Origin of the sequence: Polynucleobacter sp. AP-Nickl1-40-C4, assembly GCF_035012665.1 — a bacterium.
In the GTDB taxonomy this organism is placed as follows: domain Bacteria; phylum Pseudomonadota; class Gammaproteobacteria; order Burkholderiales; family Burkholderiaceae; genus Polynucleobacter.
This window is the reverse complement of sequence record NZ_JAYGQR010000006.1, coordinates 1-26,619: the sequence shown is the minus strand read 5'-3', so window position 1 is coordinate 26,619 and position 26,619 is coordinate 1. Positions and strand designations below refer to the sequence as shown.

Genomic DNA, 26,619 nt, shown 5'->3' with positions numbered 1-26,619 from the left:
TCAAGAAGTCTCAGTAAGGCGGGTAAGCGCTTCACGATACTTTTGGGCAGTCTTTTCAATCACATCTGCTGGCAATTGCGGTGCAGGGGCTGTTTTAGGCCATAACTTACCATCCACCATGGCGGTTTCTAGCCAATCACGCACAAACTGCTTGTCATAAGAAGGTGGGTTAGAGCCTACATAGTAGGTCTCTGCAGGCCAAAAACGAGAAGAGTCGGCTGTCAGGATCTCATCCATCAACACCAGTTGGTCATTGGCATCTAAGCCAAACTCAAACTTGGTATCAGCAATGATGATTCCACGAGTAGCTGCGTATTCAGAAGCCTCTTTGTACAAACGAATACTCACTTCACGAATTTGATTGGCTAACTTTTCACCAATGAGCTCGATGACTTTCTCAAATGAGATGTTTTCATCATGCTGACCAAACTCTGCTTTAGCAGCAGGAGTAAAAATAGGCTCAGGTAATTTCTGGGCATTCTCTAAACCTTCCGGCAAAGCAATGCCGCAAACCTTGCCAGTTTCTTTGTAGTCTTTCCAGCCACTACCGGCTAAGTAACCACGGACCACTGCCTCAACCAAAATGGGCTTTAAGCGCTTAGCAACTACCGCACGACCTTTGACTTGGCTAATCTCATCCGCTGCCACTACAGTAGCTGGATCAATGCCAGTCAAATGATTAGGAATCACTGCAGCCAATTTATCAAACCAAAAATTGGCCATTTGATTGAGAACTACACCCTTCTCAGGAATGGGCTCACCCATCACTACGTCAAACGCAGAAAGACGGTCGGTAGTAATCATCAGCAACTTGTTGTCATCTAATGCATAAACATCACGCACTTTACCCTTGGACAACAAAGGTAATGACTTAATAGAGGTAGCGTACAAAGCAGGCATATTTAAATCACTTCACAATTTGAGTTAATTTGCCGCTCTTATATAGCTCAGCCATCTTCTCTAAAGAAATCGGTTTAATTTTGGAGGCTTGACCTGCAGAACCAAAGGCCTGGAAGCGTGCAATACAAACCTTCTTGGCGGCTTCACGGGCTGGCTTCAAATAATCGCGTGGGTCAAACTTGCTTGGATTTTCAATAAAGTAACGACGAATTGCACCGGTCATTGCCAAGCGGATATCCGTATCGATATTGATCTTACGAACGCCATTCTTAATGCCCTCTTGAATCTCTTCAACCGGAACACCGTAAGTTTCTTTCATATCACCGCCGAATTCACGGATCTCAGCAAGCAACTCTTGTGGAACACTAGAAGAACCATGCATTACCAAATGCGTATTAGGTATGCGCGCATGAATTTCTTTAATGCGATCGATTGCCAAAATATCGCCCGTCGGCTTTTTAGTGAACTTGTATGCCCCATGGCTAGTACCGATCGCAATTGCTAAGGCATCGCACTGAGTAGCCTTTACAAAATCAGCAGCCTGCTCAACGTCAGTCAACAATTGCTCACGAGTCATCTTGCCATCAGCACCATGACCGTCTTCTTTATCACCTTGCATGGTCTCTAGTGAGCCCAATACACCCAATTCAGCCTCAACCGTAACTCCAATAGAGTGGGAGAACTTCACCACTTCTTTGGATACGTCTACGTTGTACTCGTAGCTAGCAACACTTTTACCATCGGCCTCTAAGGAGCCATCCATCATCACACTGGTAAAGCCACTCTTAATCGCAGCCATACACACTGCTGGGCTTTGACCGTGGTCTTGGTGCATCACTACCGGAATATGCGGATAAGCCTCAACCGCAGCAGAAATCAGATGGCGCAGGAACGCCTCACCAGCATATTTACGTGCACCAGCAGAAGCTTGCATGATGACAGGGGAGTCAGCTTCATTTGCTGCTTCCATAATCGCCGTTACTTGCTCTAAGTTGTTCACGTTAAATGCTGGCAGGCCGTAACCATTTTCAGCAGCATGATCCAAGAGTTGTCTTAAAGATACTAAAGCCATGATGTTCTCTTAATAAATAGTAATGAGGTTAAAAATAAATTTGTTTTGAGTCATTTTCAATGTGAATTACTTCACGTGAATAATCTTGAGGGTATTGGTACCACCGGGCTCGCCCATCGGTTCGCCAGAAGTAAGCACAACAGTATTACCTGTTTTTACAGCGCCCGATTTTTTCAAACAAGCCTCGACCTCTTGCAAAGCAGTGTCACGATCTTTTGTGTAATCCAGGCCAATCGGTGTGACATTACGATAGGTGCTTAATGCCCGCTGTGTAGCGATCTTAGAGGTCAATGCAAAAATCGGGACGTGAATATTATGACGACTCATCCAAATGGCTGTTGAGCCAGAATCCGTTAAAGCTGCGATAGCATCGGCATTTAAATGATGAGCAGTAAACAAAGCTCCTAGGGCAATCGTTTGATCGATACGAGTAAAAGTCTGATCTAAGAAGTCGGTGTCGAGTTTCACGCGATCTGACTTTTCTGCCTCAACGCAGATCTCTGCCATTGCTTTAATAGTCTGCACGGGATACATGCCTGCAGCAGACTCAGCAGATAACATCACTGCATCAGTACCATCCAATACTGCATTAGCAACGTCGCTGACTTCAGCACGCGTTGGTACTGGCGCATTAATCATCGACTCCATCATTTGCGTAGCCGTAATCGTAAATTTGTCTGCCTCACGCGCCCAAGCAATCATGCGCTTTTGTAATGCAGGCACTGCTGCATTACCCACTTCAATGGCGAGATCGCCGCGAGCAACCATGATGCCGTCGCTCTCAGCAATAATACTTTTAAGGGCTTCAGGCTCAATCGCTTCTGCACGCTCTACCTTCGCAATCGTTCTGACTTTACCAACGCCATACTTGGCGCTAGCTGCGTCTGCCAACTGACGGGCATAGGCCATATCAGCACCATCTTTTGGAAAGCTGATCGCCAAGAAATCTACGCCCATTGAGATTGCAGCGTCTAAGTCAGCAATATCTTTTTCAGTCAGCGCAGGGGCGGTTAAGCCACCACCAGCGCGATTAATGCCTTTGTTATTGGAGAGTGGTCCACCCTGCTCAACGATGGTAAATATCTTGCCGCCCTTAACGCTCTCAACCGTAAGAACTACTAAGCCATCATTTAATAAAAGACGGTCACCCGGCTTTACATCGCCTGGCAACTCCTTGTAATCAAGACCCACTTTAGTTTGATCGCCGAGCTCACAAGCCACATCCAGGGTAAATTTTTCACCTTCTTTGAGGAGGATTTTGCTATCTGCAAATTTACCCACACGAATTTTGGGGCCCTGTAAGTCGGCCATGATGCCAACCTCTTTACCCACTTCAGCGGAGATAGTTCGCACTAAATCGTGACGCGCTTTATGGTCAGCAACGGTACCGTGAGAGAAATTCATGCGCACTACATCTACACCCGCACGAATCATGTCACGCAACACTTCGGGCTTCTCGGAAGCAGGTCCTAAGGTTGCAATGATCTTGGTTGCTCTCAACATATTTAGTCTTTCGCTCTTTCAGCAAGTACCGCAAAGGCTGGCAAGGTTTTGCCTTCTAAGAACTCTAAGAAAGCGCCGCCACCAGTAGAGATGTAATCCACTTGATTCTCAATACCGTACTTTGCAATCGCCGCCAAAGTATCGCCGCCACCAGCAATCGAGAATGCAGGTGAGTGCGCAATGGCTGCGGCCAACATCTTGGTACCGCCTCCAAATTGATCAATTTCAAATACGCCCAATGGACCATTCCAAACAATCGTGCCAGCGTGAGCGAGCATGATGGATAAACGTGCAGCAGTCTTTGGACCAATGTCCAAGATCATGTCGTCTTCTGCAACCTGATCCGCAGGTACGCGGTTTGCGCGGGCTAATGGAGACAACTCATTGGCAACCACTACGTCTTCAGGAATCGGCACATGAGCGCCACGCTTTTCCATGATCTCCATGATCTCTCTAGCTTCATCAACCAAATCAGGCTCAGCAAGAGATTTACCAATAGGCAAACCTTTGGCCAGCATGAAGGTGTTTGCAATGCCGCCGCCAACGATGAGCTCATCCACTTTCTCAGACAAGGCCTTCAAAATAGTAAGCTTGGATGAAACTTTAGATCCAGCAACAATGGCGACTAAAGGACGTTTTGGACTGGCTAGTGCACGACTTAGCGCATCTAATTCAGCAGCCATCAAAGGGCCGGCACACGCTACTGGTGCGAACTTCGCTACACCGTAGGTGGTGGCTTCAGCGCGATGCGCAGTTCCAAATGCATCGTTGACATACACATCACACAATGCAGCAATTTTTTTGGCCAGCTCGTCGCTATTTTTTTTCTCACCCACATTGAGACGACAGTTTTCCAGTAGGACCACCTCGCCTGGATTGACTTCAAAGCCGCCATTCACCCAATCGCTAATTAAAGGCACTTTACGATTCAGCAAACTGGCAATGCGATCGGCTACCGGAGCCAAACTATCTTCGGGTTTAAATTCCCCTTCGGTGGGACGACCTAAATGCGAAGTCACCATCACTGCTGCCCCAGCATCCAAACACATTTGTACAGCAGGCATCGATGCCCGAATACGCGTGTCTTCTGTAATGTTGCCTGCCTCATCTTGCGGAACGTTCAAATCGGCACGGATAAATACCCGCTTACCCTTTAATTGACCTGATTGGGCTAATTCACTTAAACGCTTAACTTTAAATAAGGATTCCGGCATGAGTTTTGGTAAAGAAGTGGTTTATGGGGAATGTTCCATTCTAAAGGCTCTTGGCCCATCCACCCCCGAGGATCGGAGCCGACAGACTGCCCTGCCTGCTCTACAATAAGGACTTAAATGCATTCTGGGCCGGAAGACCAAACACTGCCAGCCTAGTGCTCTGCTTAAACCGCTGTTACAGATACTTAATAGACACAAAAGGTAAAGAAAATGTCGATGTCCGACCGCGATGGCTTTATTTGGACTGATGGGAAGCTAATTCCTTGGCGCGAGGCCAATATTCACGTGCTAACCCATAGCCTGCACTACGGAATGGGCGTATTTGAGGGCATCCGCGCCTATAAAACCCCCCAGGGAACCGCCATTTTCCGCCTTCCAGAGCACGTAAAGCGCCTTTTTAACGGCACTAAGATCTTCCAAATGAATATGCCTTACAGCCCAGAAGAGATCACCAAGGGCATTATTGACGTAGTTAACAGCAATAAGCTCGAAGCCTGCTATATACGCCCAATTATCTTTATCGGCTCCCAAAAACTCGGAATCTCCCCCAAAGGCAACAGCATCCACACCTCGATCGCCGCCTGGGAATGGGGCGCTTATTTGGGTGAAGATGGCCTAAATAAGGGTATTCGAGTTAAAACCTCCTCATTTACACGTCATTTCGTCAATTCTTCACTCGTTCGCGCCAAGGCATCGGGCTACTACATCAACTCCATTTTGGCTAACCAAGAAGTGACTGCCAATGGATACGACGAAGCTCTGTTGCTGGATACCGAAGGTTATGTTTCTGAAGGCTCCGGTGAAAACCTCTTTATGGTTCGCAACGGGATTGTGTACACACCAGATTTAGCCTCATGTTTAGATGGCATCACACGTGACTCCGTTATCCAGATCGCCAAAGATCTTGGCTATGAAGTTCGTGAAAAACGCCTCACTCGTGATGAAGTCTATTCCGCTGATGAGGCCTTCTTCACTGGTACTGCTGCTGAAGTAACTCCTATTCGCGAATTAGATGACCGCACTATTGGTGATGGCAAGCGTGGTCCTATCACTGAAAAAATTCAAAAGACGTATTTTGATGCTGTGTACGGAAGAAATGCCCAATACAAATCTTGGCTCACTTACGTTAAGTAAAACATTAAGTAATTTCAGCAATTAGGAAACAGCACATGACTCAAGCTCAAGTGGTTATGGTGGATGGCAAAGATTTACCTTTACATTGCCCCACCAATAAAACTCCAGCATGGAACTCGCATCCACGCGTTTTTCTAGATATCACTGAGACCGGTGAAGCCAAGTGTCCATACTGTGGCACAGAGTACAAACTCATTCCCGGCACTGAGCCGCACGGTCACTAAGCCTTATCAGCACCTCTTCTTGAGGTGCTGAGTCGGGATACATCAAATGCACGGTATTCTGATCATTGCCCCAAACTGGATTGGGGACGCTGTGATGACTCAGCCATTATTAGCATCCCTCAAAAAACAATATCCAGAAGCAAACATTGACGTACTCGCCAGCACTTGGGTTGCTCCAATTTATCGCGCTTGCTCTGAAGTACATGAAGTCATCGAAGCTAAGTTTGAACACAAACAATTGCAGTGGGGCTTACGCAAAAAACTAGCAAAAGAACTAGCGATAAAAAAATATCAAGCTTGTTTTGTTTTACCCAATAGTCTTAAGTCAGCACTCATTCCTTGGCTCGCTAATATTCCTTTTCGGGTTGGCTATCGCGGTGAATTACGCTTTGGCTTAATCAACTTATCACTAGATAATCCAAGCAAGGTAAATCGCCCGCCTATGGTGGAGCACTATCTTGCATTAAGCCAACTTCTGAATGAAGAGCAATTTGCATCAACAGCAAGCAATCTCGTACCCAAGTTAAATGTATCCGCCACCGCTAATCAATCGGTACAGACCAAATTACTCAATGCCAAAGTTGATCCAGCTAACATCTACGTGATGTGCCCTGGTGCCGAGTACGGCCCAACCAAACGTTGGCCCACAAGTCACTTTGCACAATTGGCGCAAAAACTCATTGCCAGCAATCCGCATAGTCAGATCATTCTTTTGGGTAGCAAAGGCGACCATGCACTTGCCCAAGAAATTCAGCCCCAGGCAAAGCAAGATAGTCACATTCATAACTGGTGTGGAGATACTTCACTAGATGAAGCGATTGCCTTGATTGGCATGGGCAAAGCGGTTATCAGCAATGACTCCGGCTTAATGCACATTGCGGCAGCCCTCAGAACCCCTCAAGTTGCCATTTTTGGATCAAGCGACCCAGCCCATACCCCACCTTTATCAGATAAAGCTAAGGTAATTTGGCTCAACCTGCCTTGCAGTCCATGCCATAAAAGAGAATGCCCACTGGGCCACTTAAAGTGCTTAAACGACATCTTGCCAGAACAAGTATTCGCTACACTCAATACCTTACAGCCATAACCCAGGAACAGTAAGCCATGACCAAACTTGCCAGACTCTTTCACAATGCGGATGATGTTGTCGAAGCATGGCGAGATGCATTAGGTCATCGCGATATTCAAGGTGCTCTGGATATTTGGCTGGATGATGACTCTATTACCTGCGTTCTGCCAGAAGGTCATCGCCTAACAGGTCACGCAGAAATTCGTGAGGGCCTAGAGAGACTGCTCGCAAAGCAACCTTTATTCTTAGAGCCCATTGCTTGCATTAGTCATTCTGTTTTAGGTGCTGCGGTATACGACACTACTGAAGCAGTTCATCTGAGGGCTGATCAAATAGAAGCAGAATTTTTTCTGAATATCACACTCGTGCTTCTACAAGACAGTCAAGGCTGGCGCATCGCGCATTTACATGCCAGTCACTCCACCGAAGAAACTTTCGACGCTCCCTCTACGCCCCACGGCTTGCACTAAACATCATGGATGATCAAGTGCTTCGGTCACTCATGAAGTGGCCCAATGTACCTGATTGCTATGGCTGGCTTGCATTAGATCGCCGCGGCCAATGGCGCATGCGGGATGAGTTCGCACAACAAAATAATCTCCCAGGGCAAGTAATTCAACATGCTGCACTTAATGATTTCATTGAGCGTAACTATGCTTGCGATGAGAGCGGTAGATACTTTTTCCAGAATGGCCCGCAACGCGTTTTTATTACCTTAGATGCGACCCCTTGGATAGTACGAATTATTCCAAGTGACGCCGGAACGCATCTCACTAATCAATGCCATCAAACCATGGAGCCCACTGCTGCTCTAAGCGATGAGAAAGGCAATATTTATATTGTTGGCACAGTAAATCAAACGATTTATAGCAGGAATAAAAATGACAACAATCAATTTGTTAAAAGAGATAGTCAAACAGTTGCCCTGTTACACGATCACGATCTTGATCATTTTTCTGAGCTAGCCAAGCTGCGTGAAGAGGCTTGCAGCTTTGGTGGCTCCTGGACATGGCAAGACAAACAACTGCCTCTAGACCCCATTCACTCCGAAGAGCTAGCCTCTCGCTTTAACTATATAGCGCAGCCACAACCTTAGCCAGGCATCTGCTTGCCCTGCTCCTTGAGCTCATCTTGGTATTGACGCTGCATTTCTCGTAAACGGGCATCAATGCTCGAGCCCTGATAAAAATCAGCGCCACCTGCTGATCTAGCAATACGGAGTTGTTCAATTGCCGAAGGCCAAGCACCCTCTAAGGCATATTTTTCACCGAGTGCGTAATGGCGCATAGGGATATTGCCAGCTTGATCATAGGATTTAGATAGCAGGTCCCACCACACCACTTCGTTAGGCTGTGCTCTTGTGCGCGCTTTTAACCAAGTAATCGCATCATTGGTGCGGCCGAGTTTTAAATCCGCATTAATCATGGCGGCACCAGCAGCATATGACTGAGGATAGGTGCGCAAAGTCGCTTGGGCTATTTGTAATGCCTCCTCTCCCTTGCCTTTTGCTAGAGCAAGTTCAGAGGCGGTGATATCCAGCGATAGGCTCTGTCTTTGAATAGGTGACCCTGGCGCACTTGCCTTCTGAGCTAGATTGCGGGCTTGCTGCAAATCCACCTCTGCTTGGTCTATTTTTCCTTGGCGCTGCGCTATCAAGGCTAGCCCATAAAAACCCTCTAACTGTTTACCAATCGGCTGTTGTTTACTCAAACTCTCAAAGGTATTTTTTAAGTCATACATTCCACTAGATGTTCCTGCCTGCTCCATGCGCGCACGAGCCTTAATGAAATAGAACTCGACTGAGGTAGGCACATTACGCGATGCAACAGTGCGCGCCCTATCTTGCATATCTGCAATACGGTCGGTTGTTAAAGGATGGGTGCGCACATAAGCAGGTACACCTTTATCCATAATTCCGGTGGCTTTTTGCAGGCGCTGGAAAAATCCTGGCGCACCATTGACGTCGTATCCACTGGCGTCCAATATCTGAAAGCCAACCCGATCAGCCTCGCGCTCTGCATCCCTCGAATAGGAGAGCTGATTATTCACTGCCACCGCTTGACCACCCTGCATCAGGCCCGCTCCCGCTTGTGGGTTACGTGACATCGCCAGAGCACCAAGCACCATACCGGCAATCGCAATCATCATATTGGTAGTTTGCTTATCCATTTGACGCGCTAAATGGCGCTGCAAAACGTGACCTGTTTCATGACCCATTACAGAAGCAACTTCAGAATCGGATTCAGCACTCACAATTAAACCCGTATGAAAGCCAATAAATCCACCAGGTAATGCAAACGCATTAATGCTGCTGTCTTTAACAGCAAATACTTCAAAGTTATATGCGCCACTGCCCTGCTCGTTGGCACCACCAAGTTGTAACTTTTTCGCAGCCTGCAATAAGCGACGCTCCATCTGATTTAAAAAATCGTAGAGCGGCAAATCATTTGAATAGTCAGGATCTGGACGAATCTGGCGCATGATCATTTCGCCATACTTGCGCTCATCCACTCGACTTAAGGCATCGCCACCTGGATCGCCCATATCAGGCAAAACAATAGTGGGCTGACTTTGCATAGTGCTACGTGTAGGCGCATTAGCGGGACGTGCATCGGGTGACTGCATTGCCCTACCGATATTCTGAATAGCGGCTGAATTACCCTCCACTGACACATCTCCAGCAGGGGTAGCTGCATATGCAGGAAACCCAGAGCAAGCCAATCCCAACATCAGCTGAACAGCCAAAGCACGGCGCAAAAAAGAGGTTTTTGGAACTGACTTTATGTCTTGCATCTCTATATGGTAAAACTTATCCCATGAACAAACTAACTCATTTTGATGCCAGCGGGCAAGCCCATATGGTAAACGTTGGCGATAAACCGAATACCCACCGTATAGCCGTCGCTACGGGCAAGATCACCATGCTTCCCGAGACCTTCAAAATGGTAGAGGCTGGTACCCACAAAAAGGGTGATGTTTTAGGAATCGCCAGAATTGCAGGTATTCAGGCATCCAAAAGAACATCAGATCTCATTCCTCTATGCCATCCGCTGGCGCTAACTCACGTTAGCCTGGAGTTCCAAACTAATCCAAGTGAAAACAGCATTTACTGCCAAGTCAGAGCAGAAACCACAGGACCAACCGGTGTAGAAATGGAAGCGCTCACTGCAGTCCAAGTTGCTCTCCTCACAATCTACGATATGTGCAAAGCCGTAGACCGAGGCATGGTGATGGGTGATGTCAAGCTACTCGAGAAAAGTGGTGGCAAGAGTGGGGAGTGGAAGTCCGAGAAGTAAAGCTTACAAAAGAAGGTTTTATGAAATGCCAAAAATATGTTTTTACTAGCCTTTTCTTTTTAGGGCTCGTTCTACCGGGAGTCTGTTTTGGAGAATTAGGCAGCACTACAGCTTCTATATTGGCCGAGCAAAAACAATTTAATTCAGAGCTGACCTCTACACAGCAAAACGGTTATTCGCTGTATACCCAAACCCTCGCTTCTGGAACTAGCTTTCAGGAATATGTATCACCTAGTGGCATTGTTTTTGCAATCAGCTGGAGCGGTCCAACCCTCCCAAATATTCAAGCTATTTTCGGGAGCTACTATGGCAATTATTTATCTGCTGCCCAGCAATCCCGTCGTTCCATTTACAGCAGCAGTGACTCTCTTGTCATTCAGTCGACAGGGATGATGGGTGCATTTCAGGGCTTTGCTTTTCTGCCCAAGCAAGCCCCTACTGGCTTCACCGTAAACAATCTACCCCAATGAAAACCCAATATTTTTTCAAAGGGGTTTGCATCTATCTATTGGTGTTGACGCTCTTTGCCTGTGGCGGTGGAGGCGGCGGATCAAGCAGCTCAAGCACCTCGAGCAACACCCCCACTCCCGATACTCCAGTTCCTATACCTGACTATATAAGCAGCAATATCGCTCCGAACGCAATTAGTTTCAGCGTGCAAAAAAGTTCTGACAACAGCGTTAATATTCCTTATGTCAGTGTGACCATCTGTCAACCAGGTACCTCTCAATGCCAAACTGTCGGAAATATTATTCTAGATACGGGATCTAGCGGGTTAAGGGTACTGTCATCAGCGCTGGGATCTCTACAACTCAATACACAAACAAACAACAACTTACCAGTTCTAGAGTGCGCATCTTTTTTATCTGGACTTACATGGGGACCAGTCAAAACCGCTGATATCAAAATGAGTTCGGAGGTCGCAAGCGCTATACCCATTCAAGTAATCGGTGACTCCGACTATCTAAGCGCCCCAAATAGCTATTGCAATGGTTTGCCTCCATTACAGGATACGACTACCCTCAAAGCAAACGGCATTTTGGGTGTGTCCTTACTTATTTCAGATAATCAAGACTATTTCTCCTGCAGCGGCACTCAGAATGCTACCTGCACAGCCATCACTCAAACCGCTAGCTTACAAGTCAAAAATCCTGTGGCATCATTTTCTGCGAATAATAATGGTCTAGTAATGCAAACCCCTGCTGTTAGCTCTGCCGGAGCAAGCTCAGCAACCGGGACTTTGTACTTTGGCGTGGATACTCAGAGCAATAACTCCTCAAGTGGAGCAAGCATCATCCCAACCAATAGCATTGGTTTATTCACCACTACTTTTAACGGGCTTAGCTTTAGTAGAAGCTTTATTGACAGTGGAAGTAATGGGCTTTTCTTCCCAGCTGGCAGTCAAAGCACTGTCCTGAAAGCATGCAGTTTAAGCGCCGGCTTTTACTGCCCCAGCTCTACGCAAAACTATACCGCTTCAGTGCCACTCAGAAATAATGTGACCGGCACTATTAACTTCTCAGTCGCTAATGCAGATACTTTATTTGCTTCTAATAACTATGCTTACTCGAATTTGGCTGGCACCCAACAAGGTCAATTCGATTGGGGTCTGCCATTTTTCTTCGGCAAGACAGTGTTCTTTGGAATTTCCGGAAAATCCAGCGCCAATGCTGGTACAGGGCCTTACTATGGCTATAAATAAAAAACCGCTTCATGAGCGGCATTTTATTTAGTTGATTATTTACCTATTCTGCATTCTGAAGGCAATAACTGAGAAATCAAATTAGTCTCCGTAGACCTACATGACCAACCACCCGCCCAAGTTGCCCCCTCCGGCTTAGATAGATCTATAGGCTTTGGAGAATTCGCATCAGGCTCGTTAGTTGGCACTAGATGAAGTGTATTTTTTCCTTCAGGCGCCACACTGACTTGATAGTCAATCGTAATTGCGCCCGAGGGTGTGATCTCAATTAACTTGACGCTACGTGTTGCCGTAAAAGTAAAAGCCCCATTTGTTGCATCATCCATGGGCACTGTGCCGCGACTTGCAAAAGCCTCTGTCACAGCAAGCTTAGCGCTAGAGGATAAATTCATACCTTCCACAACCCTGCTTCGAGCAATGTAGTCTTGATACTGAGGAACGGCTACCGCAACCAAAATGCCAATAATGGCTACCACCACCATCACCTCAATCAAGGTAAAGCCTGTTTCTGGATCGTTTTCTGAATTTTGAATATCTTGAATGTCTTTAATCTGCATATTTTCTAGCTCCCGAGGTCAAATGCCTCATCATCCAGTCTAAGCCTTTAATCCTCAAGAAACTTAGTCGTAAAAAAAGCCAGCTTTTATCGCTGGCTTTTCTGATTCAGAAGAAGGTTGAAGAAGCTTATGCGTTAGCTTGATTCTTTTTCTTCAAATAGGTGCCTAGCAAGATCACAATAGCGACTCCAATACCCTCAAAAATCATATGAGCATCTTCCATCGCGCCTTGAATGGAATCCTTGATCGCCGGATCTTCCACCAACATACCACCAGCCAATAGACCCAATAATCCAGCGCCCAAAGTAATGATGACCGGGAAACGATCCATCACCTTTAAAAGCATGGTGCTACCAAAGATGATCAATGGAATAGACAGGCCAAGACCAATGATTAAAAGGGCTAAACGAGCTTCTTCAGGACCCTTTTGAGCAGCGGCAGCTACAGCAATAACGTTGTCCAAACTCATCACTAAGTCCGCTACCAATATTGTGCGTATCGCACCCCAAATATTGGAGTGACCATCCATCTCAGCCTCATCATCGCTATCAGCCAATAATTGCACGCCAATGTAGACCAGCAAAATAGCGCCAACGATTTTTAGATAAGGAAGGCTGAGGAGTTGTACCGCAGTGATCGTCAAAACAACACGTAAAATAATGGCTGCTGCGCTACCCCAAAAAATCGCTTTCTTTTGTTGATTTGCTGGCAGATTGCGTGATGCTAATGCAATCACTACTGCGTTATCACCTGATAACAAGATGTTGGCAACAATGATTGACAAAAGTGCAGCCCAAAATGCAGGGCCTGAAAATACTGAAAAATCCATGAGTTGTCTCCCTGCGATATTTTTATGTTTTAACTACTGATACAACAAAAAAGGATGCTGTTTAATCAGCATCCTTTTTCTCATTACCAATTACAACATTGCCTTTAGCAAAGCAGCCATTTCTGAAGGGTTCTTGGTTACCTTGAAACCACACTCTTCCATAACGGCAAGCTTAGCATCTGCAGTATCAGCACCGCCTGAGATCAAGGCACCTGCGTGACCCATACGCTTGCCTGGAGGCGCTGTTACGCCGGCAATAAAGCCAACTACTGGCTTCTTCATATTGTCTTTACACCAGCGAGCAGCTTCTGCTTCGTCTGGACCGCCGATTTCACCAATCATGATCACAGCATCTGTTTCTGGATCTTCATTGAACATTCTCATGATGTCGATGTGCTTCAGACCATTGATTGGGTCGCCACCGATACCAACTGCTGTGGACTGACCTAAGCCAATGGCTGTCAACTGACCAACTGCCTCGTAAGTCAAGGTACCGGAACGGCTAACAACGCCAATGCGACCCTTCTTATGAATATGGCCGGGCATGATGCCGATCTTCAGCTCATCTGGAGTGATGATGCCTGGGCAGTTAGGGCCAAGCAATAAAGTCTTCTTGCCACCAGCAGCTTCTTTAGCATGCATCTTGTTACGCACTTCAAGCATGTCGCGCACTGGAATGCCTTCAGTAATACAGATTACGAAGTCAAGGTCAGCTTCAACAGCTTCCCAAATCGCAGCTGCAGCACCAGGAGGCGGAACATAGATAACAGAAGTCGTTGCACCCGTTTGCTGAGCAGCCTCTTTTACAGTTCCATAAATAGGAATATTGAAAATAGACTCGCCCGCTTTTTTAGGATTTACACCAGCAACAAAACAGTTTTTGCCGTTTGCGTATTCCTGACATTTTTCAGTATGGAACTGACCGGTCTTACCAGTAATACCTTGTGTAATGACTTTGGTGTTTTTATTGATCAAAATAGACATATTGAAATTCCTGGATTATTTGTTTTTGGCAACAGCAGCAACTACCTTGGTAGCAGCTTCAGCCATTGAATCAGCGCTAATAATTGGCAAACCAGAGTCTGCAAGAATCTTCTTGCCTAGCTCTTCGTTTGTACCCTTCATACGCACAACCAAAGGCACTGTGAGGTTAACTGCTTTACATGCAGTAACAACGCCGTCAGCAATTACGTCGCAACGCATAATGCCGCCGAAGATGTTTACCAAAATTGCTTCAACGCTCTTGTTCTTCAACATGATCTTGAATGCTTCAGTCACTTTTTCTGCTGTCGCACCACCACCAACATCCAAGAAGTTTGCTGGCTCGCCACCGAACAACTTAATTGTGTCCATAGTAGCCATCGCCAAGCCTGCACCGTTCACTAAACAACCGATATTGCCATCCAATGAGATGTAAGCGAGGTCAAATTTAGAGGCTTCGATTTCAGCAGCATCTTCTTCATCGATATCGCGGTAAGCCACGATTTCTGGATGACGGAACAATGCGTTTGGATCAAAGTTGAACTTCGCGTCCAAAGCCTTGATCTTGCCGTTACCTTCAAGAATTAATGGGTTGATTTCTACCAATGAAGCATCGGTATCCCAGTAAGTCTTGTACAAATTCTTAAATACATCGCGAGCCATTGGAATAGAGGCTTCAGGAACACCGATGCCTTTAGCAACGATATCGCAATCAGCATCAGTCAAACCAACCATCGGGTCAACAAATACTTTAATAATTTTTTCTGGATGTGATTCAGCAACTTCCTCAATATCCATCCCGCCTTCGCTTGAAGCCATGATCACATTCTTCTGTGTTCCGCGGTCTGTAACGATACTGAAGTAGTACTCTTTTTTAATGTCAGCGCCATCTTCAATGAGGAGGCGATTTACTTTTTGACCTTCTGGTCCAGTTTGATGTGTCTTGAGTTGCATACCCAAAATTTCAGAAGCATATTTCTTTACTTCATCCATGCTTCTTGCCAATTTCACGCCACCACCTTTGCCGCGACCACCAGCATGAATCTGGGCCTTTACAACCCATACAGGGCCACCGAGTTTTTCAGCAGCTTTCACCGCCTCATCAACACTGAATGCAGGAATGCCGTTAGGAACTGGCACATTAAATTGGCGAAGAAGTTCTTTGCCTTGGTACTCGTGAATTTTCATAATTACTCCGAAACGGTATCTTTTTTAGCAAGCGATGAGGATTAGTTAAACCGATGTTGCCTTGCTCCCATACTTACTCTAGAAATAGCTAAATTAGCCAAATTTGAATAAATGCGAACGGCTTGACCGACTCCATTAGTCTAGCATGCTGCAATGCCGCAAATAGCCTCTGCGGATCCGTAATTGCCCTAATCCGGACTCTGTCCGCCAATCACTTTTGCCACCACTTCGGAGCCAAAACCCTTCGATGCCAAGAAGCGATACTGCCTAGCTCGCTCCTTTTGGTCCTGAGCGCGCACACCGTATTTCCTGGTCCAGAGATCAAAGGCACGCTGAAACTCGGTCTCTTTTAAGACCCCAAGGAGTGCAGCGGACTTTTTGGCGTCCACTCCAGCCCTATCGAGCTCATCAGCAATCTTCCTCATCCCGTAGCGCTCACTGCGGCGGCGAACCAGCGCCTCAGCAAAACGCTCATCAGACAACCAACCTCTTGCCTCAAAGTCGTCCAAAACCGCTTCAATCTGAGAATCTCTGGATTCAGGCGTTTGCTCAGCCTGCTCGCCGCCTAACTTGCCCCATCTCGCTTCTGATTCTGCCAACTTTGCAGCTAAGCCTTTGCGACTGTATTCTCGCTGCGACAAAAGGCGCAAAGCCCGAGCTTTGAGACTCGGGCTTTGTTTGACCTTCTGATTACTGCTTAACTCTTGCATTGAATTATTCGACTTCTTCTTCCTCGCTCAGCACATCCGTTACTACTGCTGAACCAGATTTAACGCCCAATTTCTCGCGAATTCTTGCTTCGATATCTTTGGCAATGGCTGGATTCTCTTTTAAGAACTCGCGCACATTGTCTTTACCTTGACCAATGCGATCACCGTTATAGCTATACCATGAGCCTGACTTTTCAACGAGGTCAGCTTCGACACCCATATCAATAATTTCGCCCTCTCTGGAAATACCAGCACCGTACATGATGTCAAAAATTGCCTCACGGAATGGAGGAGAAACTTTGTTCTTCACAACCTTCACGCGGGTTTCATTACCAACAACCTCATCGCCTTTTTTGATACTGCCAATACGACGGATATCTAAACGCATAGAGGCGTAGAACTTCAGCGCATTACCACCAGTAGTGGTTTCTGGAGAACCAAACATCACACCAATCTTCATGCGAATCTGGTTAATGAAGATCACAGTAGTGTTGGTGCGCTTGATAGCACCAGTCAATTTACGCAAAGCCTGGCTCATCAAACGGGCTTGCAAGCCTGGTAAGGAGTCACCCATATCGCCTTCGATCTCAGCCCTTGGAACCAAAGCAGCAACCGAGTCGATGACGATTAAATCAATAGAACCTGAGCGAACTAATGCATCTGCAATTTCTAATGCTTGTTCACCAGTGTCCGGTTGAGAGATCAACAGATTATTTACATCCACGCCAAGACGTGATGCGTACTGCACATCTAAAGCGTGCTCTGCGTCAATAAATGCGCAAGTGCCGCCAAGCTTTTGCATTTCTGCAATCGCATGTAATGTCAAAGTCGTTTTGCCAGAAGATTCTGGGCCGTAGATTTCAATCACGCGACCACGCGCAAGACCACCAACTCCAAGAGCAATATCTAATCCGAGTGAACCGCTAGACACCACCTGAATGTCTTGGCTAATCTCAGCATCGCCCAATCTCATGATTGAGCCTTTGCCAAACTGTTTCTCAATTTGTGCCAGTGCTGCAGTTAATGCTTTTTGCTTGTCTCCGCTCATTCCTTCAAATTCTGAAGAGGCTGATTGCTTTTTGTTATCCAAGGCCATTTTTTATTCCCTTTTCGCTATGTACTGGGCTTTTTCCCGAAGTTTTATCTACTGTGTAACAACTTAGGAGTTACTGTATATAAAAACAGTGGTCTTTGCAAGCGTCTTTTAAACTGAATTTACGGATTTTTGACTAGGCTGCACTTGATTGACTCGGTCCCAATAGAAAAAGAGGGGTATAGCGAAGGCCCAAACCACCCCTACCAGGATAAATCCAGTGACTTCGCTACCAGGAACCCAGGATCCGGCCCCCATGCGAATACCAGCCTCATAGGACATCGGACCAGCAATGCCACCTAAAATAGCCCCTAAAACAGGTCTGCCGCGCAACCAGGTCAAGGAGCCATTAATGGTGGTTGCCACCAAAACCCACAAGACCCACATCCAGAGAGGCGATAAATACGGTGAAGGCCAATCATTCCGAAAATCCAGGTAGCCCAGATGCATGATGAGAGTATCGGCCACCAAACCAAAAACAAAGGCTTTCAATAAAAGACTGATTTCTGTTTTGGGAGAAGGTGAACGCCAGGCGTGGAAAGCAATATAGGCTAGGGTAGCAACTACCGCCCAAAGCACGTCTTTATTGGCTGCGCCCAATACACAGGCAAACCAACCAAGCTGGAAAATAACAAAGTTCCAAAATTTAGCCATATACCTAGCAACCTAAGAAAAAGGCCACTGCCGAGGGGCAATGGCCTTTAGATTTGGTGGCGAATCAGACATTCATATTGAGCTTATAACCCATTGATTTATATGACTGTCTTAACTCACCCCTTAATTTATTACTCACAAAGTTACTCACAATCCTCAATGTCCCCCCTCTAAAACTGGGTTTTTGAGGCGTTGTTTATTTGCGATCCCATTATCACTGATTATTTTCAGCTTCAGTCTCTTTGGCTGCCCTTTTCCAGATAGCAAGGTAATCAGGAGTCATTGACGCAATAGCCTTGGCATCCATCTCGGCATCACGATCATCCATCATCTGAGCCCAGCTTCTTCCCTTAACAAATTCTTTCAACCATGCAGCCTTAGCATCTTCAAAACTCATTTTTTTAGGCATAACACCTCCCTGCTTTAAGGTTACCCCTAAAAGACATAAGTGTCGATTCAACAACGCTGTTCGGAAATGATTTCAAAACTGTCGCATAGCCATTTGGTTATATAGAACAGTTGTTCGGAAACCCAATAGAGAAATATGCTCTCAAGCATTTCATCAAGCTAGCCAATGGATGCCAAATGAGCCTTATTGAGCGAGCTCTTTTTCAACCAACCTAAGTAACTCAGCAACATCAAATTTAAGCGCACTAGACAATTTGAAAATCGTTGTTAGCGAAGGCTCTTTTTGACCTAGCTCTAAAGAACTAACAAATGTGCGCCTGAGGCCTGCTTCAAAACCTAATTGCTCTTGCGTCAGTCCTTTAGCAATTCTCAGCCTTCTTATTACAACCCCAAAAGCTGCTGAAACTTCCATCTTTTCCCCTGTTGAGGGGGAATTGTTGGTTTTTGACTCCCATAAGTCTTCCCACTATAGTAGGAATTAGATACATATCTAGAAGATATCCACTATCTAAATCGAGCACAACAAGGTTGTCAAATAGACCGCCAATAATCCCAAGAAGATTGCCTTGCTAGCTTCATTGGATTAGTGAGTGACCTCATAAACGATGTCTAAAGGGAGCAATTTTGAAAGAACGCCTCATTAAGTACTTTTTAGTTGCCATTGCACTAGCGTCTGGAATTTATTGGCTCTCCACACTCAAATCAAATAACCAACCCGTATACAAAGATCAAAAGCCTCAACTTGACACTTCACTCCCAATTTACACGCAGCAAGTTGGGGACAATCATGGCGCAATGGTTTGTCCAATGGAGCTGCTTGCTAACAAAAATTTAAGTCAAAGCCCAAAAAGACTGTTTGAAATTGCCACCTCCTTCACTAACCGCTCTGAAAAAATTAAAGAGGTAGGCTGTCAAGAATGGAAGGGAGGACTTGAGGTTCACATATCAGATCCTGATTTAGCCAGAATAAATCAGCTGCAAGCGGAAAATAAAGTTGGCTTTATATTCTTTCAGCATCGACCATTGAACCAAGGGCTTGATTTACTCATGGTTTATTCGGGGGATTTAACGAATAACCCATCAGGGAAATATGGTGACCCCTTCACCCCTCCTTTGCGACAAAGCTCAGAGAGTAAAAGTGATTACTCAAAATTCTCCATAGAAAATCAAGAGCTAATCAAAAAATGGCTCGATGGAGTTCGTCAAAATCCTGAAAATTATTGGGATGCCGATATTAGAAAAAAATTAAATAGCGCTGGAATCTGCTTTGGAATGGAGGGTCAGTCCAGAGCTCAATATGATTGGCACCAATGTACCTCCAAATCATTTAAGGATTATTAAAATGAAATGGATTGTTTGTTTTTCAGCAATGTTTTGGCTTGCACATGCTCATGGACAAGATATCGATGAGGGAAACCCCAAAGAGATCATCGAGAGAATGAATAAGATGCTTTATGTCGAACCCCCAGCAACAAGGACACCTCCTGCTGAGCAGCAGACCTCACCCTACCCTCTTAAGATGGAGACTACTGAATCACCAAAGCTGTCTACAGCAGATGATGATGCAGCAGGCCTTGAAGCATGCCATAGGCATGGGATCTATAAACTTATTGCAAATGGCATGTATGACTGTGAAAAGCTTCTCAAAGACGAACAGGAGCGAAATCTCGCACAAATCCGTGAATCGCAACGAAATCAGCAAACCCCTTCTGCAACAGTATCTTCAATCTCATCAACAAATCCAATGGATGATTCTCGGGTTCAAGGCCTGAAGTCTGGCACCATAAAGGTGAATAACTTACGAGATGCCGAAGTTAAATTTAATGCCTCAAATGGTCGATCATTAATCACAAACCCAAAAATCAAACCTGATGGGAAAAATTACAGCATTGATGGCTTTTTAGAAAAATATACAAGTACGACCTTTATCGCCACTTTTGTCCCAGCGCAAGTCATTGGCTCAATGCCTTTTAATACAAGGTTTGTTGTTTTAGTCCCGCCAGCTTTTCAGGCTAGTTATCAAAACACCGCTAGGGTAGGGGTTGGCTTAAGACTGGTAGGAAAATATGTGGGAAACAAAGATTTACCTTTGGTTACAGGGGCTTCAGTCACCGTACCCGTATTTGAGATGTTGTATTTAGATTAACACCTTAAACACTCTCCTATATTCGGCTTTTTGTTGCGTAATTTTTCAACAGCAAGCGCCAAAAGCCTACCCTACTCAGCCTTAGCTAACATCATTCGGTGAGTTATCTTCGGCATTATTCAACAAATAAGATCACCTCAATCCAATTTTGATGCTGGGCTTATGAGTAGCGCATTAATTACCAAAGAAAATTTATGCATACTAACTTTCTAGCTGCCTCTTGATTGTTTTGCATAATCACCAGCCTCAGGAGCGTCACTATATCTACTTACCCACTCATCAACTGTTTGATTCTCTACTTCTTTATTTATAAGCTGATTTGATTTAATGTGATTTGAATTAATTTGAATTAAAGAACCTTTAGCTTGACCTTCAGGTATACCTTTAGGATCAGCTAACTCTCTCTGTCTTTGCTTTTCCTTCTTTCGCTCTGCTCCCAGCTTCCCTCCTTTACTTTTTCCCTCACGACTACTCAAATACTTTTGCCGCTGCTCCTCTAATTCATTTGAAATTATCTGAGAGCCTTGCTTATCAAGTGAAAAGGTTTGCAAATCGGTAAAGGATCTTGATACCTCCTCAACAGATAATCCAAGAAACTTTGCCATTTCACCCAAGTCAGATGGCACGCCCCCATTAACCCAACACTCCATCATCAGAGTTATCCAAAGCCCCCTTTGCTCTAAAGTCATTAGCCTGAATGGCTTACTCGCCATGGTATTGGCCGCATATAACGGGAAGTATGGGACGTCCTTCATAGTTCTTTAGACTTATAGTTCAGCGGATTAGCAAAAAAACGATGAAGCTCTTGATTGGAGTACATGGTTAATCGACTACCCATGCGCATGCCTTTTGGGGCTTTACCAGCCTTAGAAAGCTGACGAAATTTCTCCCTTGAAAGAGGAAGGAACTTTTGGAATTGTGAAAATCTACTCATGCCAGATAAAGGCAAAACTTCTGGCTCTATCGTTAATTGCTTGCTTCTCATATTGCCCTCATTGGTAGTTGGTTGCCTGAAGTGGCTACCATTGGGAGCAATTCTTTATCGACTTTGAATCAATGTCATCTCATTAAAATTACATTACCGCTAAACAGTTACAAATAGTTTTATTTGCAATCCTTTTTCAGCATCTTTAATATTTGATATTCCGCCCTTAACTCACTAATTCTTGTTTTAAACGAACTAAGCCCCATCTCAAAATCAGCAATTTCGTTTTCACATTTCCTATGTAATTCTTTACTTGAATCATTTGGATTAGATTTCAATATATTCAAGACGTGCTTTGTAAGTTGAGCCTTTGCACCCAGTGAGCGACCACTCGTAAAACTATCTTGTTTTTGCGCCTTGTCTAAAAGCATGTTCTCAAGCATCTCGTAAACTTGAGACCTACTGTCATTGGGGTTGCTTTTCAACATTTTGTAATTTCGCCTAAAGCCAGCATCAATCTTGATCTTGCCAATAGGGATCACATTTTTAGCTTTTTGTGCCTTTGCCATCATGCGCTCTTGATATTCACAATTTCAGCACCGCCCTTAATGCCATCTAGATAGTCCGCCCAAGCCTGAAGCATTTTGGCTCTGGGCTCCAAATATTCGGCATAGTTATAGGCACTTGAAACTTTGTCCTTTTCGCTATGGGCTAGCTGTAATTCAATGTGGGCATGAGGGAATCCCTGCTCATGCAAGCTAGTTGATGCAATACCTCTAAAGCCATGCGCAGTCATCTTGGAGTGATAACCAAGACGATAAAGCGCATAAACTAAAGTGTTTTCACTCATCGGTTTCTTGGGGCTTCTAGCATTGGGGAATACCAAGCCTCTCCCACCAGTTATATCGTGAAGTCTTTTAAAAATTACCAAGGCTTGGGTGGATAACTTCACTATATGAGGATTACGCATCTTCATGCGCTCAGCCGGAATTTGCCATACCCCCTTCTCAAGGTCTATCTCATCCCATCTTGCGCACCTTAATTCCACAGTTCTAACAAAGGTATAGGCAAGCAACTGCAAACCTAGGCGAGTGAGTTCAGTCCCAGCATATTCATCACCATACTTATCAATTTCTCTGAGTAAGATGGGCAACTCTTTGACGGTTACTCGCTTGTAATTCTTCTCAACATGGGGCTTAAAGGCTAACTTGGCGTCAATATTTTTGGCTGGATTAATGTCCATCAAATCCTCATGTACCGCATAACCAAAAACTTGTGAGCAAGTGTTTAAGACTCTTCGTGTCATAGAGGTTGCATCCCTATCCTCCATCTTTTGAATAATCTGCTTCAAAGCCTTGGGGGTAATTTCGGAAATGGGTACATTTTTTACATGGGGGAAGATATTGAGTTCTAGCCTTCTCCAAACCCTCTCAGCATGCTCTGAGGTCTTGTCGACCTTCCATCTTGCATGCCACACTCCAGCCACACCTTCAAAGGTATTGGCTTGAGCATCCAACACCTCCCTATCTGCTTGTTTACGGAAAACGGACGGGTCTTTGCCTGACTGGAGGATTCTTTTAAGTTCATCCCTATGTTCTCTAGCCTGTTTAAGGGTGACTTCAGGGTAGCCCCTCAAAGAAAGCATCTTTGCCTTGCCAGCAAACCGATAGCGATACCGCCATGACATCGTGCCATTGGGTAAAACAAGCAAGGAGAGCCCATCACCATCGTTCTGAGCATATTGCTTGGCCTTACCCTTTAGCGACTTAATTAACGAGTCTGTAAGCAGTTTTGAAGCCATTTAAAGCCTTTTTGTGAGTAACTTTGATGAGTAGAGAGAGGTTTACTCACATTTCTACTCACACTCATTTGATATTACTCACATTTCCTAGGGTTGGCTACAGAAAGCAAAAAACCCCTACAGGGCTTATTCTGTAAGGGCTTTTTGGTAGATGCTAGGCATCCGTAAAACTGAATATGGTGGCGAATCAGGGATTTGAACCCCGGACCTGCGGATTATGATTCCGTCGCTCTAACCAGCTGAGCTAATTCGCCGAACTGGTTATTATAAATGATTGCAGTGGTGCTGTGCAAATGTGCAAGTCTGTGAAAACTCTGTCTATTTAAGCTGTCCGTAGGTTCCTTTACGGTGCTGAATCCTGTTTGACGGCGTCTAAATCTGTGAAATCGTAGAAATTTAATAATCCCCAGTATTTAACTCCCACCAATCGTGAGCTGGGAAAAATATACGAATTACCTTCATTGCTTCATCTTGACGCCTTTGGGCATCCGCATATTCCTCTATATAGCCCTCCAAATCTTCTTTGGTATAGCCATCCTCATCATCTTCAACATAGTAGAGACCATCAGATTTAGCACCTTCATCCAATGCAATTTCTAGCATTTCAGGATTGTGGGGCAAGTGATCCCAATCAAACATCGCTTCGCTTAATGTTGCTAAAGCCTGTGCAAAATCTCTCACAGCCTCATAACAATCATGCTCCATAAACCTGTCGAGATATTTGCTATCACGCCCGCTACCCGTAAGCCCAAAGAAGTCTATTAATGGCTCATACATAGGGTCATACGCAAATATGCGATTTTTTCTACCAAATCCTACGCACAGCATCTGTTTTGTATACAGGTTAAGAATAATAAAATCGGGCTTATGAAGGCCATCAAAATGCTTAACAAGCGAAGGGCATATAGCCAATAACTTATCAATTAAATCTCTTTTATATTCGTCTAAAAATATAAACAGAAGGTGATTCTTGGGTTTTACGTTTTCACTTAGATCTGCCTCAAGCTCTTCAATGTATTCCATGCCGTTTTTGTCAAATGGCGCCTCAGGATCTTCGTCATAGGTTGGCTGACGATCAAAAAATTCCTGCGAATACACATCAGTTAAGTTACCCTCTTTTTTAAGAAGGTCAAGAAATGCCATGGCTTGGGGCGTGCCTTTAGTAATCTTCAAAATACACCTCGACTGTTGTTGAATGAATTACTAGTTTTTTACTTGACTAAGTTGCTGTTGTCCAGCTTTTATCTTCTGCCTAGCTCGCTCAGCACGAACGGCCTCTTGAGCACGCTTAACTTGTGCTTGCATAGCCTTGATCCGCTGTTGCTCTGGCGTTGGGGTTGTGACTTCTGTGATCTTCATTAGCCATGTCCAATCTGCGTTGGAATGCTGATCACATTGTTGGCGCCAAATTGGGCTTGAAGTATTTTGGTGGCGAAGTTGGTGTTTTCAGCAAATACGATAGTGGTTACAACCAAGCCGCTTGCTCTTACGGTTGCGCGAAATTGTTTCATATAGATATTTATGGGTGTCGTGATTAACACGACACCTACGGGCCTTACTTCTTAAACCCCAACTTTAATGCTCCACTAGCCAATTCAATTTGACTATCTAGTTCGCCTTGTTCCACGGCCGATTTGATGGTTTCCAATGCTTTAACTAAGTTTTGTGCGCTATCTACTTCAACGCTGTGCTTGCCTTTAGCAAGCTCAATCACTTTAGTGCCGTATTTGACTGACACGCAGACTTTGCCAGCTTCATTCTTAAACCACCACTCGCGAATACGCTTGGGAATTTCTACTTGGCGACGCAAACCAGTTTCTTTATCTTTAACGCTTTTGAACTTAGTCACAACAAATGGCGTGCCGTCTATATGACTTTTGGCTAGCTGGATTTGCTCCCACAACTTGCTAGAAAGTTTGTTACTACGAAATACGATTGCAGGGATATGGGTAGGTTTTTTAGCTGTTGTTAGCTTGAGTGATTCCAATGCGCTCATTTAATTCTCCTTGTTTGTTAATGGGCACATTTAATTTATTACCTGAATTGGGATTTGGTCGACCTCAATTTTTCCAAAACCACCAAATATCGCCACTATTTTTGTTTGTTTTCCTTTAGCAAAGCTAAATAAATGTGAGTGGCGAAGTGAGTTGCGAATGAGTGGCTATAGAAATAAGTTGCGAATGAGTTACTACTTGGGACAAATGAGTAACTCTGACTCGTAACTACGCAACCCGAAGCAAGCAACCTCTCTTTTGAGATCTGCAACTTCTACGCAACTAACTGCGCCACTCACTGCAACCAATAAGGAGAAATCAATATGCAGAAAGAAATCGCAGTTCGTTTGTTTCAAAATGCCAAATACGGCACAACCTACGCTAAAGGTGTTCGCCATCAAGCTCTATTTAATGCCACCGCAGACATTAAGAATCCTAAAGTCAAATATGTCTTGGATTTTTATACTTATGAGCATTGGGAATTTCTGGCCAAAGAAAATCAACTAGAGATAGTCAATCAAGTTCGTAACGAAGTAGATAAGGACACGCTGGTTAGCTGGATAGTGCGTTATGACTTGGCAACAAAGACTAAAACATCCGTCTATGGCTTTGGCACTTTAAATATGAAATCTAATGAATTAATACTATGTGTATTAGATGGTGAGGCAAAAGTGGAGGATAGCTGGAAACTCACGGCTAAACCTTGTAGAGCTATTGCTGGAAAGAATGTTGCTGAACTCCTAGCAACTAATAGTGAACTAGCCAGCTGGTGATTGAGAAAAAACCACTGTCGTGTTTGGCACGACAGTGGTGATGGGAAATACAACAGCTTATTTGGGCAATATTCCACCCAACTTCACGCCTGCAATCATCACATCACTAGCAAAAGTTCTCAAAGAGCCTTTTGCTTTATGTGCAATCGCTGTAATAGCCGCTACAGGCAATGCGGTGGAAACAAGAGACATCTTCTGCAGTATGCTTTGTCCTATTGAAACATAGGCATTAGCATCTGCCGACTGGTTCATTTCAATCAAAAAGCTACGATTGATAATGCCATCGTCAATACGGTCAAGATAATTGGTTGTAAAGATGAACTGACAACGCTTCAAGTCCATGACTGATTTAAGTGACTGCTGTGCAGATACAGTGAGCTTATCCACCTCATCAAACAAGAAGTAGTCAGTTTGACCATAGTGGTGAAAAGGATTTCGGCTATTGC

Annotated in this window: 33 protein-coding genes, 1 tRNA gene and 1 pseudogene; 11 read left to right on the top strand and 24 right to left on the bottom strand. The window is 44.8% G+C overall.

All coding sequences use genetic code 11. The features are described 5' to 3' along the window. The 4 genes from VC182_RS07760 to VC182_RS07745 form a co-directional block, all read right to left on the bottom strand. Entirely contained in the window at positions 1–900 is a 900-nt protein-coding gene (locus VC182_RS07760) for a phosphoribosylaminoimidazolesuccinocarboxamide synthase (protein WP_072582782.1), read from the bottom strand. 7 nt (positions 901–907) lie between these two features. Continuing rightward, positions 908–1,972: a class II fructose-bisphosphate aldolase gene (gene fba, locus VC182_RS07755; protein ID WP_072582781.1), complete on the bottom strand. Its 1,065-nt coding sequence runs from the start codon at positions 1,970–1,972 to the stop codon at positions 908–910. Between the two features lie 66 nt (positions 1,973–2,038). After that, the gene (gene pyk / locus VC182_RS07750) at positions 2,039–3,475 is read right to left on the bottom strand and encodes a pyruvate kinase (RefSeq protein WP_216120335.1); all 1,437 of its coding nucleotides are present in this window, start codon (positions 3,473–3,475) and stop codon (positions 2,039–2,041) included. A 2-nt stretch (positions 3,476–3,477) separates the two neighbouring features. Next, positions 3,478–4,689: a phosphoglycerate kinase gene (locus tag VC182_RS07745; protein WP_216243341.1), complete on the bottom strand. Its 1,212-nt coding sequence runs from the start codon at positions 4,687–4,689 to the stop codon at positions 3,478–3,480. Positions 4,690–4,899: 210 nt separating this feature from the next. Between VC182_RS07745 and VC182_RS07740 the strand changes: the two genes are divergently transcribed. The 5 genes from VC182_RS07740 to VC182_RS07720 are packed head-to-tail and all read left to right on the top strand — an operon-like array spanning position 4,900 to position 8,212. Continuing rightward, positions 4,900–5,823 (top strand): branched-chain amino acid transaminase, encoded by a 924-nt coding sequence (locus VC182_RS07740; RefSeq protein ID WP_323484982.1) that lies wholly within the window; start codon positions 4,900–4,902, stop codon positions 5,821–5,823. Positions 5,824–5,858: 35 nt separating this feature from the next. Further along, entirely contained in the window at positions 5,859–6,047 is a 189-nt protein-coding gene (locus VC182_RS07735) for a zinc-finger domain-containing protein (protein ID WP_072582777.1), read from the top strand. Positions 6,048–6,093: 46 nt separating this feature from the next. Then, positions 6,094–7,134 (top strand): lipopolysaccharide heptosyltransferase II, encoded by a 1,041-nt coding sequence (gene waaF, locus VC182_RS07730; protein WP_323484981.1) that lies wholly within the window; start codon positions 6,094–6,096, stop codon positions 7,132–7,134. A gap of 17 nt (positions 7,135–7,151) precedes the next feature. Then, complete coding sequence (locus VC182_RS07725; RefSeq protein ID WP_216120329.1) at positions 7,152–7,586, top strand: YybH family protein; 435 nt, start codon at positions 7,152–7,154, stop codon at positions 7,584–7,586. 5 nt (positions 7,587–7,591) lie between these two features. Next, positions 7,592–8,212: a DUF2946 family protein gene (locus tag VC182_RS07720; RefSeq protein WP_323484980.1), complete on the top strand. Its 621-nt coding sequence runs from the start codon at positions 7,592–7,594 to the stop codon at positions 8,210–8,212. Here VC182_RS07720 and VC182_RS07715 read toward each other — a convergent pair. Further along, positions 8,209–9,909 carry a M48 family metalloprotease gene (locus VC182_RS07715; protein WP_323484979.1) on the bottom strand — a complete coding sequence of 567 codons (1,701 nt, stop codon included), beginning with the start codon at positions 9,907–9,909 and terminating at the stop codon, positions 8,209–8,211. The genes VC182_RS07720 and VC182_RS07715 overlap by 4 nt on opposite strands. Positions 9,910–9,932: 23 nt before the next feature. Here VC182_RS07715 and moaC point away from each other — a divergent pair, with 23 nt between their 5' ends. The 3 genes from moaC to VC182_RS07700 are packed head-to-tail and all read left to right on the top strand — an operon-like array spanning position 9,933 to position 12,114. Then, complete coding sequence (gene moaC, locus VC182_RS07710) at positions 9,933–10,412, top strand: cyclic pyranopterin monophosphate synthase MoaC (protein WP_323484978.1); 480 nt, start codon at positions 9,933–9,935, stop codon at positions 10,410–10,412. A 20-nt stretch (positions 10,413–10,432) separates the two neighbouring features. Beyond that, on the top strand, positions 10,433–10,882 hold the full coding sequence (locus VC182_RS07705) for a DUF2844 domain-containing protein (RefSeq protein WP_323484977.1): 450 nt from the start codon (positions 10,433–10,435) through the stop codon (positions 10,880–10,882). Next, complete coding sequence (locus tag VC182_RS07700; RefSeq protein WP_323484976.1) at positions 10,879–12,114, top strand: DUF3443 family protein; 1,236 nt, start codon at positions 10,879–10,881, stop codon at positions 12,112–12,114. Before VC182_RS07705 ends, VC182_RS07700 begins: the two co-directional genes overlap by 4 nt. 35 nt (positions 12,115–12,149) lie before the next feature. Here the strand turns inward: VC182_RS07700 and VC182_RS07695 are convergent, their stop codons facing one another. From VC182_RS07695 to VC182_RS07655, 9 genes are all read right to left on the bottom strand, one after another. After that, the gene (locus VC182_RS07695; protein ID WP_216120317.1) at positions 12,150–12,671 is read right to left on the bottom strand and encodes a pilin; all 522 of its coding nucleotides are present in this window, start codon (positions 12,669–12,671) and stop codon (positions 12,150–12,152) included. A gap of 127 nt (positions 12,672–12,798) precedes the next feature. After that, on the bottom strand, positions 12,799–13,500 hold the full coding sequence (locus VC182_RS07690; RefSeq protein ID WP_323484975.1) for a TerC family protein: 702 nt from the start codon (positions 13,498–13,500) through the stop codon (positions 12,799–12,801). Positions 13,501–13,590: 90 nt separating this feature from the next. Further along, on the bottom strand, positions 13,591–14,484 hold the full coding sequence (sucD, locus tag VC182_RS07685; RefSeq protein ID WP_072582760.1) for a succinate--CoA ligase subunit alpha: 894 nt from the start codon (positions 14,482–14,484) through the stop codon (positions 13,591–13,593). 15 nt (positions 14,485–14,499) lie between these two features. Further along, positions 14,500–15,669: an ADP-forming succinate--CoA ligase subunit beta gene (sucC, locus tag VC182_RS07680; RefSeq protein WP_011903667.1), complete on the bottom strand. Its 1,170-nt coding sequence runs from the start codon at positions 15,667–15,669 to the stop codon at positions 14,500–14,502. A gap of 188 nt (positions 15,670–15,857) precedes the next feature. Further along, positions 15,858–16,379, bottom strand: a complete 522-nt coding sequence (gene recX, locus VC182_RS07675) for a recombination regulator RecX (RefSeq protein ID WP_072582758.1) — start codon at positions 16,377–16,379, stop codon at positions 15,858–15,860. 4 nt (positions 16,380–16,383) lie between these two features. Next, positions 16,384–17,469 carry a recombinase RecA gene (recA, locus tag VC182_RS07670; protein ID WP_370623815.1) on the bottom strand — a complete coding sequence of 362 codons (1,086 nt, stop codon included), beginning with the start codon at positions 17,467–17,469 and terminating at the stop codon, positions 16,384–16,386. A gap of 114 nt (positions 17,470–17,583) precedes the next feature. Then, positions 17,584–18,126 carry a DUF2878 domain-containing protein gene (locus VC182_RS07665; protein WP_216120315.1) on the bottom strand — a complete coding sequence of 181 codons (543 nt, stop codon included), beginning with the start codon at positions 18,124–18,126 and terminating at the stop codon, positions 17,584–17,586. A 214-nt stretch (positions 18,127–18,340) separates the two neighbouring features. Next, the gene (locus VC182_RS07660) at positions 18,341–18,535 is read right to left on the bottom strand and encodes a hypothetical protein (RefSeq protein ID WP_323484974.1); all 195 of its coding nucleotides are present in this window, start codon (positions 18,533–18,535) and stop codon (positions 18,341–18,343) included. Positions 18,536–18,718: 183 nt separating this feature from the next. Then, positions 18,719–18,946 (bottom strand): helix-turn-helix domain-containing protein, encoded by a 228-nt coding sequence (locus tag VC182_RS07655; RefSeq protein ID WP_216120311.1) that lies wholly within the window; start codon positions 18,944–18,946, stop codon positions 18,719–18,721. A 212-nt stretch (positions 18,947–19,158) separates the two neighbouring features. Between VC182_RS07655 and VC182_RS07650 the strand changes: the two genes are divergently transcribed. Next, complete coding sequence (locus VC182_RS07650) at positions 19,159–19,875, top strand: hypothetical protein (RefSeq protein WP_216120309.1); 717 nt, start codon at positions 19,159–19,161, stop codon at positions 19,873–19,875. Then, the gene (locus tag VC182_RS07645; RefSeq protein WP_216120307.1) at positions 19,832–20,680 is read left to right on the top strand and encodes a hypothetical protein; all 849 of its coding nucleotides are present in this window, start codon (positions 19,832–19,834) and stop codon (positions 20,678–20,680) included. Before VC182_RS07650 ends, VC182_RS07645 begins: the two co-directional genes overlap by 44 nt. 209 nt (positions 20,681–20,889) lie before the next feature. Here the strand turns inward: VC182_RS07645 and VC182_RS07640 are convergent, their stop codons facing one another. The 9 genes from VC182_RS07640 to VC182_RS07600 all read right to left on the bottom strand — a co-directional run bounded on the left by VC182_RS07640 (position 20,890) and on the right by VC182_RS07600 (position 25,402). Beyond that, the gene (locus tag VC182_RS07640) at positions 20,890–21,369 is read right to left on the bottom strand and encodes a hypothetical protein (RefSeq protein WP_216120305.1); all 480 of its coding nucleotides are present in this window, start codon (positions 21,367–21,369) and stop codon (positions 20,890–20,892) included. Positions 21,370–21,431: 62 nt separating this feature from the next. Then, positions 21,432–21,665: a transcriptional regulator gene (locus tag VC182_RS07635; protein WP_216120303.1), complete on the bottom strand. Its 234-nt coding sequence runs from the start codon at positions 21,663–21,665 to the stop codon at positions 21,432–21,434. Between the two features lie 119 nt (positions 21,666–21,784). Next, complete coding sequence (locus VC182_RS07630) at positions 21,785–22,177, bottom strand: hypothetical protein (RefSeq protein ID WP_323484973.1); 393 nt, start codon at positions 22,175–22,177, stop codon at positions 21,785–21,787. Then, positions 22,174–23,406, bottom strand: coding sequence for a tyrosine-type recombinase/integrase (locus tag VC182_RS07625; protein ID WP_216120299.1), 1,233 nt, complete (start codon positions 23,404–23,406; stop codon positions 22,174–22,176). Before VC182_RS07625 ends, VC182_RS07630 begins: the two co-directional genes overlap by 4 nt. 177 nt (positions 23,407–23,583) lie before the next feature. Further along, positions 23,584–23,660: transfer RNA gene (locus tag VC182_RS07620), tRNA-Met, on the bottom strand. Positions 23,661–23,802: 142 nt separating this feature from the next. Then, positions 23,803–24,579 (bottom strand): hypothetical protein, encoded by a 777-nt coding sequence (locus VC182_RS07615; RefSeq protein ID WP_323484972.1) that lies wholly within the window; start codon positions 24,577–24,579, stop codon positions 23,803–23,805. A gap of 30 nt (positions 24,580–24,609) precedes the next feature. Continuing rightward, positions 24,610–24,765, bottom strand: coding sequence for a hypothetical protein (locus VC182_RS07610; protein WP_215311375.1), 156 nt, complete (start codon positions 24,763–24,765; stop codon positions 24,610–24,612). Further along, positions 24,765–24,917 (bottom strand): hypothetical protein, encoded by a 153-nt coding sequence (locus tag VC182_RS07605; RefSeq protein ID WP_323484971.1) that lies wholly within the window; start codon positions 24,915–24,917, stop codon positions 24,765–24,767. The genes VC182_RS07610 and VC182_RS07605 overlap by 1 nt, the downstream gene beginning before the upstream one ends. A 44-nt stretch (positions 24,918–24,961) precedes the next feature. Further along, positions 24,962–25,402, bottom strand: coding sequence for a DUF6641 family protein (locus tag VC182_RS07600; RefSeq protein WP_323484970.1), 441 nt, complete (start codon positions 25,400–25,402; stop codon positions 24,962–24,964). A 321-nt stretch (positions 25,403–25,723) separates the two neighbouring features. Between VC182_RS07600 and VC182_RS07595 the strand changes: the two genes are divergently transcribed. Then, a complete protein-coding gene (locus VC182_RS07595) occupies positions 25,724–26,173 on the top strand; it encodes a hypothetical protein (protein WP_076024477.1) in 450 nt (149 codons plus the stop codon). Positions 26,174–26,230: 57 nt separating this feature from the next. Here the strand turns inward: VC182_RS07595 and VC182_RS07590 are convergent. Beyond that, positions 26,231–26,619, bottom strand: a pseudogene (locus tag VC182_RS07590) (hypothetical protein); the annotation flags it as partial.